Genomic DNA, 14,255 nt, shown 5'->3' on the forward strand with positions numbered 1-14,255 from the left:
GCGAACACACAAACTTCTCTTCTGTTCCTTCGCGCCTTCGCGGTTCGTTAAAAAAAAATCTGGTTCACAAATGATTTAGACTTGCTATAAAACAGGCTTCGACAGCCGTCAATTTACCAATTATTAATTACCAATTACCCATTACCAATTTTCCCGCTTTCAATTATTAGTTCCCCGCCCTCCCGGAGAGGGCAAAGATTGAACAGGTGCCGGAGGCCAATTAGAGCGACTTCTGGTTAGAGTAGTAGACACCAAAGCATAGCCCAAAACAGCAGGAAGCACGATCGCGCTCACAAACACGATCGCCGCCGCCCAACTCATCGCATTCGAGATCGGGCCGTAATGAGTTCGGTAAGGGTCAAACAGTGGTAAATTCGGCCTGGGGGCGTCCCGCAGCGCGATCGGACGTTTGAACCGCACCCGCCTGTCGTCGAGCTTTTCAAGCAAAATCCAGCCAACTTCCGCCTCTTCCTCGCACAGCTTGTGAAAAATCGCAGGATTGCGAAACAAATCATTGCTAGCCCGCACAATCTTGTACTCCCAAACCGTCAAATCAACAGCATTAGGAGCGGATTTGGGATTGCCATTCGAGCGCGGATTTTCAGGCGCGTTAAAATTATCTTCTTGAGATTCGTACCGAGTCAAAACTTCCTCCTCCTCGTCGTACTTTTGCCCCGCAGCCAATTGCTCGCGGCTCACTAATACACCCGCGAGCGCAGCCTCCAAGCCGAGACTGCCAACCATCAAACTCCAAATCAGAACTTCAACCATAAAAGGAGTTAAAAGTTAAAAATCAAAAACTAAAAAGACTCGCTTTTAACTTTCAATCTTTAATTTTCAAATAGCCTTCCACCAGACAATCTGCACCTACCGCGCGCCAAGAAACCCGCTCTAAAGTCAAAGCATCAGTCATTGCGGAAAACCCCAAATCTCCTACAGGAGTTGGAGCTCCTTGGCCCCCGACAATTTTAGGAGCAATAAAAGCCATAATTTTTTGAACTGCACCCTCAGTAATTGCCTGAGCGGCCAAAGTGCCACCGCACTCCCACAGTACAGAAAGAAAAGATCGATCGTACAAATAAGCCATAACATTAGTCGGTGTCAGCGGCGAGAGCTCCACAACTTCCACCCCTTTGGCGATCAAAAATTCCTGAAATTCCGGGTTAACCCCAGGCTCAGTCAACACCAAAGTAGCCGCCACAGAGGTTTCCCACAACCAAGCCGACTTCGGCAAATCCAGAGTGCGGCTCATCACCACCCGCAGGGGATTATTCCTATCAGGTTGGTGACTCGTCAGTAGGGGATTGTCCAGACGCACCGTATTTCCCCCAACAATTACAGCATCGCAGCCGACACGCACCCGGTGTACCTCGCTCCGAGCCTCCTCGCCCGTGACCCAAGCGCTGTGGCCGCTAGTGGTAGCAATTTTACCGTCCAAAGTCATCGCATATTTCAAAATTCCCAAAGGCCGGCGGTACAAAATCCGGTGTACGAAAGCCTCGTTCAGTTTTTGGCAAGCTTCCCCTTCCACTCCCGCCACCACTTCAATGCCAGCCTCTCGCAACCGGGCTAGCCCTGTTCCAGCTACCAAAGGATTCGGATCGACCATGCCAGCCACTACTTTTGCCACCTTGGCCTTAACTAAAGCTTCGGAACAGGGGGGAGTCCGCCCGTAGTGGTTGCATGGCTCCAGGTTGACGTAGACGGTCGCTCCTTCGGCGAGTTCCCCCGCTTCCCGGAGCGCAAAAACTTCGGCGTGAGGTTGGCCGGCACCGGGATGAAACCCTTCACCGACAATCTTGCCGTCTCGGACAATTACAGAACCGACAAGGGGGTTGGGTGCGGTTTTGCCCAGAGCGCGGCGGGCTAATTCTATACAGCGGCGCATCATGGCTCGATCGAACTCTTGAACTTCGCTGTTTTCCAGTTGTTTTGTACCTTGCTGCTGTCCGTTAGCTAAGCTGGCGATCGCTTGAGCGTCCGCCGGAAAAGTTTCCATGAGATTTTGGTATGATATCTATCCCTGAGTGTACTGACTTTGATGCTAATTTTGGCTGCGGGCCGACGATCGATTGCTGCTGGGGCAAACTGTACGTTACCGGGAGCAAGCGGGCAATTTAGGGCGATCGAGCCCGCAAGCCCGATCGAATAGCTTTAACATTAAGAAACAATAACAGGTGCTTGAGAAAACAATGAGTCAGGACATGCAGCGGGAATTTGCCAGCCGCGACGAATTAATAGCCTACGTGCGCCAACAGTTCCCCGAAGCTGCCGCCCGAGACAGCAGCGTACCCCCGATCCTAGGCGGGCGCAAAGCAGCCGAGACAGCCCTGCAACAAATTGACCCCGGCAAGTACGCCTCAACCCGCAATTTCCTCAACGGTGCGGTAACGCGCTTGTCGCCCTATTTGCGCTACGGCGTTTTGAGTCTTGCCGAAGTCCGGGATGCCGTGCTCGAGAAGGTGCGGCATCCAGAAGAGGCAGTGAAACTTGTCAACGAGTTGGGCTGGCGGGATTATTGGCAGCGACTGTATGCCGAATTGGGCAACGGGATTTGGCAAGACCGGGAACCCTACAAAACTGGTTACACTGCTTCATATTACAGCGAAACTCTCCCGCAGGATGTCATAGAGGGCACCACTGGTTTAGTTTGCATCGACAGTTTCAGTCGCGAGTTGCGAGAAACTGGTTATTTGCACAACCACCAGCGGATGTGGACTGCCGCTTATCTCGTACACTGGCGGCGCGTGCGCTGGCAAGCCGGAGCTCGCTGGTTTTTGCAACATTTGCTAGATGGAGATCCGGCGAGCAATAATCTTTCTTGGCAGTGGGTAGCGAGCACTTTTAGTCACAAACCTTATTTTTTTAATCGGGAAAATTTGGAGCGTTACACTAAGGCGGTTTATTGTCGCGATTGTCCTCTGTACGGGCAATGCGATTTTGAGGGAACTTACGAATATTTGGAAGGGAAGTTGTTTCCTCATGGAGAAAAGGTCGATCGCAGCGGCGGTTCTAAAAGTTGGGAACGCCCTAAAAAAGGTCGCAGAAATTAAAAAGTTGTTGGTTGACTGTTGGCTGTTGTCATTAGTTACCAAATACCAAATACCAAATACCAAATACCAAATACCAATTCCCAATTCCCCATTTATGAACAATCCGATTATTTGGCTGCACGGCGACTGTTTGAGTCCTGAAGGCCCCGCTTTTCAAGCGCACCCAGAGGCACCGGCAATCTGGGTTTGGGATGATGCGCTGATTGATGAATGGCAGTTGAGTCTCAAACGAATGGTGTTTATTTACGAATGTTTGCTGGAGTTGCCTGTAGTTATTCGGCGGGGCGATGTGGCGGCGGAAGTTATCGCTTTTGCGATCGAATCCGGCGCCAATCAAGTGGTGACTGCAGAAAGTCCCAGTCCTCGGTTTCAGGATATTTGCCGGAAAATTAAGCGATCGTACCCAATAGAAGTTTTGCCACCGGAACCCTTTGTCCGCTACGATGGTTACATTGATTTGAAGCGTTTTTCCCGCTATTGGCGCGTCGCTGAAAAATATGTTTTCTAATTGGGAATTGAGAATTAGAAATTAGGAATTGGTAATTGGTAATTGGCAATGGGTGTTAAATCAATCAAATCAATTAAATCAGTTCAATCTCACATCTTGCACCCTTCTCGCTTCACAGGCCTTTCGGGCTTGTGAAGCCAAGAGTGAATTTTCGTGTCGGCCGTTGCTCCGAGCCCGCCCGTAAAAGGTCGATCGAGAATGGTGCAACATCTCACAATCCTACTAGATGTAAGCTTCCCAAAAAAACCCGGTTTCTCGCTGTCAGGTTCGAGCGCATATCACCAAATTACCTGAATCAACCGCGTTGTTGCGTCCAGAACTGCTCTCAGTTAAATCAGTTACACTCATCTTTTCCCCAACATCAATTCCCCTTCAAACGCTGCAACAGCCATTGAAATCTCGATTCAGCCAAATCGGGATTATCGGGATTTTCGACATTTTGCCCGATGGCGCGCTCGTCGTCGGGCTCTTGATACATTAAATAATCACTATCATCCCCCAAGCGTTTGACTGTACCCCGGAGTCTCGACGACAGAAATTTGGTAATCGCCCGATAAAACCGCAGGGAAAAAAGCACATCTTGCTCGAGTTTTTCAGTTAGCAGCCGCCTCGGAATTGACAGGATGAGGCACTCTTCAATTGCCGTGACGCTAGCAGAAGGAAGCCTCCCGTCTACAAAAGACATTTCCCCCAACACTTCCCCGGAAATAATTTTTCCAATTTCTTTGTCGCCCAAAGATGATACAGCAACGCTCAAAGTTCCATCCAGAACTATGTAGAGGGCGTCTAAGGGCTGACCTTCGGTAATGAGGGTTGTGCCGGGGAGGATTTGGGTGCGGGTGCCGTTGGCGAGCATCCAATCGATGTCGCGATCGCTCAATTCGCCTAATATGACTAGAACTTTGCTCATAAAGTCAGGTTGAGATGAGATAATTTGTATTTTTTTACTTGTTTAGTTGAGTCCTGTTGTGAGATGGTCAGACCATGAGCGAAAGCGAAGGCTAAACTTTACAAATAGAACACTAAATTTTACACAATTCTAATAATATTTAGTAAATTTGACACGATCGAGCTACAAATGTTTGTCCGATTAGTGCTATTCTACATTACTTGTCAGGGACTGTGCAGCAGCCGATCACGTTGTTTTAACTGCACTTGCTTTGGACGGCGGGGCTGCGAAAACGGTTTTGAAAGCTTGCTGTCTCTTGGTTTCGAGGCGGTACGCCCTCAAAAACCGGATTTTTGCGGCGTGGCTGCGAGTGCAGCGCCCTCAAGTACAGTATTGTAGAATGCAAGCGAAACGCGCGATCGACCCCTCAATTAAACAGGATCGAGGGTGAAATCATCCCTAGGATTGATTTTTAGCCGATCGATAGGTAAATTTAAATTAGCCTCTAAATCGGCCGTCAGTTCTTAAATCTAATCAGCTTGAGAGTTGACTCTTCAACGGTTGAGTGTCAATCTAGGAACAACACAACTCATATTTGTGTCTTTTTTTAGCAAAGCTCTCGACGGTCGCCCTCAAACACTTACACTTTTAACACACGGTTCATTGAGGAGTTTCTATGAATAGTCTCTTTTCCAAGTCTACTTTCGCGTTAATAAATCTTGCTGCTTTAGCTGTTTGTTGCAGTACCCTGTCAGCGAAAGCTGAAACTGGCAACTTGCCCGATATCGGTACAACTGCAACAATCGCAGCTCAAAATATTGACCAAATTTCTGAGCCGGCGGCAACTTCAGCAGTTAAACCAGACGCAGAAACAACGGCTAGTAATAAAAAAATTGATTCAATCAGTTGGAGCGAACTAACAGAAGCGGCAGAGCCATCAGCCTCTGAACCGACAGCAAACTTGCAAGTATCTATTGCTGCACCCGAAAAATCGGAAGCAGCAAAATCTGAAATTGCTGAGACAGAAACAGCGCAAAATACCTCCATTGCTGCTGAGACCCAAAAGTCGGAAGAAACCGCTAAAATTGCTGATAATAGCGTCAAAGTGGAGTCAACAGTCGAGAATGCCAAAAATAACGATCGACCTACCTCAATTGTTGCCGAGAGCAATAATCTGGAAGTAACAGCAACGAAGGAAGAACAAGAAGTCAAAACAGCACAAGAATTGTTGAGCAATCCTGTCAGCACTTCCGCCTCAGCTTTGACAAACCAACCGAAAGTTGCTGAAAAATCGGCAACTGCCTCAGAAGCAACTGAAAAAGTGGCTCAAGGAACTCAAATCCGACCGGGCCGAGCTACCCGTTCGGGGCCCAGCTACATCGGCATTGGCGGCAATCTGGGTTTTGGCGGAGATACAGCCTTGGGCGACGGTTCATTTGCGATTATTAGCAAAATCGGTTTGACCAACAATTTCTCGGTGAGACCGACTGTTTTGTTCCGCGACAACTTAACTGTTCTAGTTCCCGTTACCTTCGATTTTGTATCTCAAGAGGCCGTCGAAGTCAGCGATGATTTTGTGATTACTGCTGCTCCTTATGCAGGTGCTGGCGTTGCATTTTCTACCGGTGATAACAGTAATTTTGGATTCCTGATTTCGGGTGGTGTAGATGTGCCGCTGTCGAGAAATTTTACAGCCACAGCGGGACTGAATGTTGGTTTTCTCGACGGAGCTGAAGTGGGATTGTTAGTCGGTGTCGGCTATACGTTCCCTAATGTTGTCAGGTAGTGTAGCTGTTTGAGCAAACGCAGGACAAATAAATACGTGCGGGGTTGGCTGTAGGAACACAGTCAACCCTTTTTGATGATGGAAAATCTGCCTGTGCGATGTAGGGTGCGCCACAAGCACAGACCGGTAATGTAGGTTGCGTCATCAGCACAGAGCGCCGATATTGATTTTTGTGAAAGATATAATGATGGTGCGATCGATCGGAGATGTTGCGTCATTATTGTCAAGAACGGGCAAGATGCCCGTGAAGCGAAGAGTAGATTTTCTTGTGGGGTGGGCCGGAGAACCCGCCCAAAAAAGGATTATTGAAAATGGTGCAAGATATAAGATCGATCGCACATTCTCACCAACCACCCGAAAAAACCGTGACCAAAACAGAAATCTTAGCAGCACTCAAAAATCTGACAGCAGAAGAACGCCTAGAAATCATCGAAACAGCTTCGCGGATGATGCGCGAAGAAATAGAAGAAAAAGCCCACCGCAAAGCCGAGAGAAAGCGGAAACTCAGAGCCTCAGCAGAAGCAGCGGTTCCTTTGTATGAACCAGGAGGGCCGCTTCATGATTTGTGGTCGCCCGACAGCGAACCGTATTTCGATTCAGAGGAAGAATACCTGAACGCAGGGGTAAAAACTAATGCGTAAAGGCGAAATTTGGCTTGTCAGACTAGATCCAACGGTGGGAGATGAAATCGGCAAAACTAGACCTGTTGCGGTTGTCAGCGATGATGAAGTGGGAATTTTGCGGCTCAAAGTAATTGTTCCAATTACAGCATGGAACGATCTTTTTTCCCCGCTTGATTGGATGGTGCAGCTCGAACCTACATCAGAAAATGGCTTGGCGAAACTCTCAGCCGCCGACGCTTTTCAAGTCCGTTCCGTTTCCCAACAAAGATTTGTCCGACAACTCGGAACCTTGTCCGAGACAATTAAGGAAGAAATTGCAGAAGCACTGACAATTGTTCTGGAGCTAGATTGAATAACTAGGCAACAGCGTACAAATAGTGTTATTTATAAATAGATTGTATGGCGCGACGGCCTAAATGATTCCTATACAACTTACGCTCAAAAATTTTCTCAGCTATCGCGAAGCTGCTTTAGACTTTCGCGGCCTGCACACCGCTTGCATTTGCGGGCCTAACGGTGCTGGCAAATCCTCCCTCTTAGAAGCGATATCCTGGGCGCTTTGGGGCTGTTGCCGCAGCGATACGGAAGACGATATCATCCATATCGGCGAAACTGATGTGCGCGTTGATTTCACTTTCTCCACCGGCGGCCAAATCTACCGGGTGATTCGCAACCGCCGGCGCGGACAATCGGGAAGTTTGGAATTTCAAGTAGCAACAAACCCCCCCTTTCTTGGTAAGGGGGGGCCAGAAGAAGTGAATTCTTCCCAAGGTAAAGGGAACCCAGAAGAAGTGAATTCTTCCCAAGGTAACGGGGGGTCGGGGGGGGTGAATTTTCGCACGCTGACAGACAAAGGTCTGAGAACAACTCAGCAAAAAATCCTCGAACACATCAAACTAGACTACGATACGTTCATCAACTCGGCATATTTGCGGCAGGGGCGAGCTGATGAATTTATGCTCAAAAAGCCGATCGAACGCAAACAAGTTTTAGCCAACCTGCTCAAGCTCGACTCCTACGATACTTTATCCGACCAAGCCAAGGATACGTCCAAACAATTTAAAGCTCGAGTCGATGTACTCAAACAGAGTTTGCTAACCGTACAAGAGCAACTGCAACAAAAAGAGACGATCGCCTCCGAACAAACTCAATTGCAGCAAGCAACCGATTTACTCTCTTCACAGCAGCAAGCCGACACAGCCGAGTTGCAGCAACTGCAACTCCAGCACCACAACCGCCAAACTTGGCAAAAACTCCTCGCAGGCCACCAGCAACAGCACTACAATATCACTCAAGAATGCCGCCGCTTGCAGCAAGAACTCAGCGCAGCCAAACAGCAGCAAAATGAGCTGCAAGCCCTCCTAGGACAAGAAAATGAAATAACAGCAGGCATCGCGTATTTCCACAGCTTGCAAGCGACAGAAGAGACTCTGGCTGGCAAATTCAAAGCTAACCAACAAGCCCAAAATCAGCGCCAGCAATTGCAAGAACAGCAGCGGCAAGAACTGAGCTTTTTGCAAAGCAAAATTCAGCAGTTGCAAGCTCAATTAGAGGTTTTAGAACAAGATGAAAAAGATGTTCTGGAGATTCTCAAACAGCAGCCGGAGGTTGACAAAGGACTCGCACAGTTGCAAGCAGTTCGATCGCGCCTCAACGAACTAGAGCAACTGCAACTGCAAGTTTCGCCGCTGCTACAACAGCAGCAGCAAAAGCAACAAAAGCTCGATCGCGCCCGCGCCGGTTTAACCGCCCGCTTAGAGGAAATCAACCGACAGGTGCAAGTTCAACAGCAGCAGCGACAGCCGCAATTACAGCAGGAAATCTCGGCCGTCGCCAATCAAATTTTGCAGTTGGAAAACAAGCGAGTTTATCAGCAGCGAGTCCGCGAAAAAGGTCAAGAAAGGCACGACTTTCTAGGAAACCTGCAAGCCAAAAGCCGCGACTATCAAACCAGACTCGCCGAGATAGACCAAAAACTGCAACTGCTGCGGAAACATGAAGGAGAAAAAACCGCAGGCGAAGGTAAAGCCTCGAATTTTGCGGAAAACGAACCGTCAAATTCGCATTTAATGGTGCGGGATGCAAATTTTGGCAATTGTCCTTTGTGCGATCGACCTTTAGACGAACACTACTGGAATTTGGTAGTCGCAAAACACCACTCCCAACAGCAGGAAATCTGGAACCAACTGTGGGTTGTCCGCGAACAGTTGGCTGTCTCCGAGCGCGAAATTCAAGTTCTCAGACATGAATACCGCGAACTAGAAGAGGAATTAGCGCCCTACCAAGAATTGCGGGAACGCCGCAGTCATTTACAAGCACAATTAGATAGCCTGGGCCAAGATGAAAACCGCCTGCAAAGTATGCGTCAAGACGCTGCAGAAATAGAGCGGTTGCTGCGCACCGGCGAGTATGCAGTCGATGATTTGCGCGAACTCCAGCAAATCGAACAGCAACTGCAACAGCTCAATTACAGCGATCGCAGCCACTCCCTCGCCCGCAGCGAGGAAAAGCGCTTGCGGTGGGCGGAAATTAAGCAAGCTCAAATTAAAGACGCTCAGCAGAAACTGAATAAAATTAATGCCCGCCGCCCGGATTTGCAAACTCAATTAGCCACCGTACAGCAACAGTTAGAACAGCAAAAAAATAGCTCGGAAATACAGCAGCAAATTCTGTCTTTAGATAGATACATTGCGGAAATTGGCTATAATTTGGAACAGCACGAACACGTCCGCAGCGAAATGCGCCGATCGCAGTTTTGGATCGCCCGCGCCGAAAAATTGCGATCGGCAACTGTGCAGTACCCGCAAGTGCAGCAGCGGGTTAATGAAATAGCAAATTCCATCGCAGTGCGCGATCGAGATTTGCAAGCTGTCAGCGCTCAAACTTCCGCGATGAACCAGCAATTGCAAGAATATCCCGATCCCGCAGCCCGCATAAGTGCGATCGAACAGCAAATCAGCCGCCGCCGCCAGCAGCTAGACCAACATTTGGGAAGTCTCGGACGCCTCCAGCAGCAGCAGCAAAATCTGGAAAATCTGCAAGTTCAGCTAGTAGCTCAAAAAGAGCAAATGCAAGTTGCCAAACGCCAGCAGCGAGTTTATCAAGAGTTGGGTCAAGCATTTGGTAAAAATGGCATTCAAGCTTTAATGATTGAAAATGTTTTGCCTCAACTCGAAGCTGAAACCAATCAGATATTGTCGAGATTGAGCGCGAATCAATTGCACGTTCAATTTATTACTCAGCGGGCGGCAGCTTCTAAAAAAGCAACTAAATTGATTGACACTTTAGACATTTTAATTGCTGATGCTCGCGGTACTCGCGCCTACGAAACATACTCGGGGGGTGAAGCTTTTCGGATTAATTTTGCGATTCGGCTGGCGCTGGCGAGACTGCTTTCTCAGCGGGCGGGTACGGCTTTGCAAATGTTGATTATTGATGAGGGGTTCGGGACTCAGGATGCGGAAGGGTGCGATCGGCTGATTGCTGCAATTAATGCGATCGCCTCCGACTTCGCCTGCATCCTCACCGTTACCCATATGCCCCACCTGAAAGAAGCTTTTCAAGCCAGGATTGAAGTAAACAAAACTGCTCGGGGTTCTTGCATCAACTTGTCAATTTAAAAGGGTTGACGAGCAGGATGGAAGGAGGAGGAGAAAAACGTTGGAAATAGCCGTATTTTCACCTTTTGTTTTCTTTCCGCCTTCGGTCTTTTCACCTTTTTTTATGGATAAGTGCCGAATGCCTTCTGTTATCATACTTTCAAACAAGAAGGCCACTTGATGCCCCTGCTCCAAACTATTATGGAATCAGCCATTGCCAATCTAAAATCTACAATCTAAAATGGTATTAGTCGTTTCACCCGCCGGCTTTTGTGGAATGCTGACTTGGTTAACAAAGCTAAATAAAAAATAAAATTATAGAATAAGAATGGCTCAAGCTATTTATAAATTTTTATTGTTCTGTCCGCTCCTCGGGAGTTTGGATCTTGCCACCGATGACAACAGACTCTTTCAACCTGTCTCTTCTAGAGCGGGCGATCGCAGCATCGAGCAACAGCATCCTCATCGCGGATGCTCGCCAGCCTGACACACCTATTATCTACTGCAATCCTGCTTTTGAAAAACTGACCGGTTACAGTACCGAAGAAGTTATTGGACGCAACTGCCGGTTTTTGCAGGGCCCCGATACCGATCGGGCCGAATTAGACAAACTTCGCAGCAGTTTACGATCGGGAACGGAAATTCAGGTAGTTCTCAAAAATTATCGCAAAGACAAAACTCCTTTTTGGAATGAATTAATGGTTTCGCCCATTCTAGACAATGAGGGAAAATTAACTCATTTTATCGGAGTTCAGAACGATATTAGCAAAAGAGTAGCAGCCGAAACAGCCAGGGAAGAAAGCGAAGAAAGATTGCGGGCGATCGCCAGTACGACTCCCGTTCCCATGTTAATTACGCGCGTAGAAGACAGCCTTATTTTGTATGCAAATCCTGCTCTAGGGGAAAGTTTAGGGTTGAGTTACGAACAGCTTGTTGGAGGAAAAAAGATTGAATTTTATGCCAATATCAACGATCGATGTCAATTGCTAGAATTAGTCAAACAAAACGGCTTTAGCGACCGCGAAGAAATCTGCCTCAAGAAAGCAAATGGCAGTTTTTTTTGGGTAAAAATGTCGATGCGAGCGATTAATTTTAATGGCGAAGCCGCAATTTTATCGGCATTTTACGATATTACCGATCGCGTAGAAGCAGAAACAGCACTGCGGCAAAGCGAAGCGAGGTTTCAAAAACTAGCCGCCAACGTTCCCGGGATGATTTATCAATTTCAGTTAGCAGCAGACGGCACTATGTCATTCCCCTACGTCAGTTCCGGCTGCCGCGAACTCTGGGAATTAGAACCAGAGGTACTCCAAAACTCAGCTATTCCCGCGATCGAAATGATTCATCCAGACGATGCGCCAAGCTTCCAAGAATCTGTTGCTATCTCAGCTAAAACTTTAGATCCTTTGCGGTGGGAAGGCAGATTTGTTTTTCCGGGCGATCGGATTAAGTGGATTAGCTGGGCTTCGCGACCCGAACCGGGCGAAAAAAATGACATTATTTGGGACGGCTTGTTGATTGACATTAGCGATCGCAAACTTGCAGAATCAGCACTGCGGCAAAGCGAAGCCAGATTCCAAAAAATGGCGGCCAACGTGCCGGGAATGATTTATCAATACTTGCTGCATCCCGACGGTTCCAATGAATTTATTTATGTCAGTTCCGGCTGTTGGGAACTCTACGAATTAGATCCAGAAAAACTTCAACAAAACTCCGATTTAATGTGGTCAACTGTGCATCCAGACGACCTAAAACCGCTGTTAGAATCAGTCGCAATTTCCGGCGAAACTTTAAAACCTTGGATATATGAAGGGCGGATCGTAACCGGATCGGGAAAACTGAAATGGATTCGCGGCATCGCCCGCCCCGAACTGCAACCGAGCGGCGATATACTTTGGGAGGGGGTGACAATCGACATCAGCGATCGCAAGCTAGCAGAAATCGCCCTCAGCAAGTCAAAAATCGCCCTGCAACAAGCCAATCAAGAACTTGAAAAGCGCGTCCTAGAACGCACGGAAGCCTTGCAAACTTCCCAAAAAATGCTGTGGTCGGTAATCAACAACATCCCTCAGTTAATCGCCTGGAAAGATCGAGATTTAGTTTACTTGGGAAGCAACAAAAACTTTGCTAAACTCGCAGGTTTCAATCACCCCAATGAAATCGCCGGTCTCACCGACTTCGATATGCCCTGGACGCTGGAAGAAACAGAAGTTTTTCGAGCAGATGACCGCCGTATCATTGCAACAAACACCCCAGAATATCACATCATAGAATCCAAAATGCAAGCCGACGGCACCCAATGCTGTCTGGAGACCAACAAAATACCTTTACACGACAATTACGGCAATGTTGTCGGCATTTTGTCTACGTTTGAAGACATCACCGACAGGCTTTCCCTAGCAGCTAAAGTCCGCGCCAGCGAGGAACTGTTTCGCACAATTTTTGAAGACGCACCCATTGCTATATACTTAGCCAATTTAGACGATAACAAGTTAGTGCGAGTCAATAAAACTTACTGCGAAATGCTGGGATATACCGCAGCCGAATTGCTCGCACAAACATTTATAGACCTTTGCCATCCCGAAGATAATCCCAAAAATCTCCAAGTTGCTGCTTCTCTCAATCGGGGAGAAATTACCAGCTATCAAATCGAAATCCGCCAGATTACCGCTACAGGTAAAATTGTTTGGGTAAACGTGACAGCTACTTTGATTCGAGACGGCGAAGGAAAACCTATTTACAAATTAGGGATGATTGAAAATATTACCAACCGTAAAATTTCCGAAGCAGCACTCCAAGCTTCCCAATCTCAATTGAAAAAACAAGCAGCCCAATTGCAAGAAGCCTACGAACAGCTACAAAACGCTCAAATCCAATTAGTTCAATCCGAAAAAATGTCGAGTCTCGGTCAGATGGTGGCTGGGATTGCTCACGAAATCAACAATCCCGCAACTTTTATTAACGGCAATATTTCTCATACATACACCTATTTTCACGATTTAATTGAACTCTTGAATCTCTACCAGGACAGTTACCCATCTCCAGTGCCTCAGATTGCTGAAAAAGTTAAGGAATTAGATTTAGATTTCCTCAAGGAAGATTTGCCAAAAATGCTCAATTCCATGAAAAGAGGAGTTGAAAGAATCAGTAAAATTGTGTTGTCTCTGCGGAATTTTTCGCGGTTACACGAATCAGAAATGAAGTTTGCCGACCTTCATGAAGGAATTGACAGCACGCTGTTAATTTTGCAACACCGATTGCACCAGGAAAATAAACAAAATCCGATCGAAATTATTAAAGAATACGGAAAAATATCGAAAGTTTACTGTTGTGCGGGGCAGTTTAACCAGGTATTTTTCAACATTATCAGCAATGCGATCGACGCACTAGAAAACCAACCGCAACCTCGGACGATCGTGATTCGCACTGAAATGAAAAAAGCCGGCTTGAAAAGCCAAAGTAAAAGCCAGCTCGTTAATTGCGATCGCATCGTCATTTGCATCGCCGACAGCGGCCCGGGAATGACCGAAGACGTTCGCAAACGGCTGTTTGACCCCTTCTTCACCACCAAACCGGTAGGGTCTGGAACAGGCTTGGGATTGTCCATCAGCCATCAGATTGTGGTAGAAAAACATAGGGGAACCCTGCGGTGCATCTCAGCGCCCGGACAGGGAGCGGAATTCTGGATTGAAATCCCGTGCTCCGCTAACGGAAATTAATCTAATACCATTTTTCTAAAGTTATGCTAGAGTTACCTGAAAAGTAAAGGAGAATATTAAAATGTCTGGGCGTCCTCA

The 14,255-nt window shown here is 47.5% G+C and carries 10 protein-coding genes; 7 read left to right on the top strand and 3 right to left on the bottom strand.

Translation table 11 applies throughout. The features are described from left to right. Positions 1-159: 159 nt before the first annotated feature. On the bottom strand, positions 160-771 hold the full coding sequence (locus QUA80_RS06985; protein ID WP_333422658.1) for a hypothetical protein: 612 nt from the start codon (positions 769-771) through the stop codon (positions 160-162). A 52-nt stretch (positions 772-823) separates the two neighbouring features. Further along, on the bottom strand, positions 824-1,999 hold the full coding sequence (gene ribD, locus QUA80_RS06990; protein ID WP_333422660.1) for a bifunctional diaminohydroxyphosphoribosylaminopyrimidine deaminase/5-amino-6-(5-phosphoribosylamino)uracil reductase RibD: 1,176 nt from the start codon (positions 1,997-1,999) through the stop codon (positions 824-826). A 193-nt stretch (positions 2,000-2,192) separates the two neighbouring features. On the opposite strand from ribD, the gene QUA80_RS06995 reads away from it, so the two are divergent. Together QUA80_RS06995 and QUA80_RS07000 are read left to right on the top strand one after the other, a co-directional pair. Beyond that, the gene (locus QUA80_RS06995; protein ID WP_333422662.1) at positions 2,193-3,053 is read left to right on the top strand and encodes an FAD-binding domain-containing protein; all 861 of its coding nucleotides are present in this window, start codon (positions 2,193-2,195) and stop codon (positions 3,051-3,053) included. A gap of 94 nt (positions 3,054-3,147) precedes the next feature. Next, positions 3,148-3,561, top strand: a complete 414-nt coding sequence (locus tag QUA80_RS07000) for a hypothetical protein (RefSeq protein WP_333422664.1) — start codon at positions 3,148-3,150, stop codon at positions 3,559-3,561. A 361-nt stretch (positions 3,562-3,922) separates the two neighbouring features. Here the strand turns inward: QUA80_RS07000 and QUA80_RS07005 are convergent, their stop codons facing one another. Further along, a complete protein-coding gene (locus QUA80_RS07005) occupies positions 3,923-4,471 on the bottom strand; it encodes a cyclic nucleotide-binding domain-containing protein (protein WP_333422665.1) in 549 nt (182 codons plus the stop codon). A gap of 655 nt (positions 4,472-5,126) precedes the next feature. Here QUA80_RS07005 and QUA80_RS07010 point away from each other — a divergent pair. From QUA80_RS07010 to QUA80_RS07030, 5 genes are all read left to right on the top strand, one after another. After that, the gene (locus QUA80_RS07010) at positions 5,127-6,236 is read left to right on the top strand and encodes a hypothetical protein (RefSeq protein WP_333422667.1); all 1,110 of its coding nucleotides are present in this window, start codon (positions 5,127-5,129) and stop codon (positions 6,234-6,236) included. A 311-nt stretch (positions 6,237-6,547) separates the two neighbouring features. Next, positions 6,548-6,877: a hypothetical protein gene (locus QUA80_RS07015; RefSeq protein ID WP_333422669.1), complete on the top strand. Its 330-nt coding sequence runs from the start codon at positions 6,548-6,550 to the stop codon at positions 6,875-6,877. After that, the gene (locus tag QUA80_RS07020) at positions 6,870-7,211 is read left to right on the top strand and encodes a type II toxin-antitoxin system PemK/MazF family toxin (RefSeq protein ID WP_333422671.1); all 342 of its coding nucleotides are present in this window, start codon (positions 6,870-6,872) and stop codon (positions 7,209-7,211) included. The genes QUA80_RS07015 and QUA80_RS07020 overlap by 8 nt, the downstream gene beginning before the upstream one ends. A gap of 64 nt (positions 7,212-7,275) precedes the next feature. After that, positions 7,276-10,479, top strand: a complete 3,204-nt coding sequence (locus tag QUA80_RS07025) for an AAA family ATPase (protein WP_333422673.1) — start codon at positions 7,276-7,278, stop codon at positions 10,477-10,479. A 374-nt stretch (positions 10,480-10,853) separates the two neighbouring features. Continuing rightward, positions 10,854-14,177, top strand: a complete 3,324-nt coding sequence (locus QUA80_RS07030; protein WP_333422674.1) for a PAS domain S-box protein — start codon at positions 10,854-10,856, stop codon at positions 14,175-14,177. Positions 14,178-14,255: the final 78 nt, after the last annotated feature.

This window comes from Microcoleus sp. F4-D5, assembly GCF_036704885.1.
Taxonomy (GTDB): domain Bacteria; phylum Cyanobacteriota; class Cyanobacteriia; order Cyanobacteriales; family Microcoleaceae; genus Microcoleus.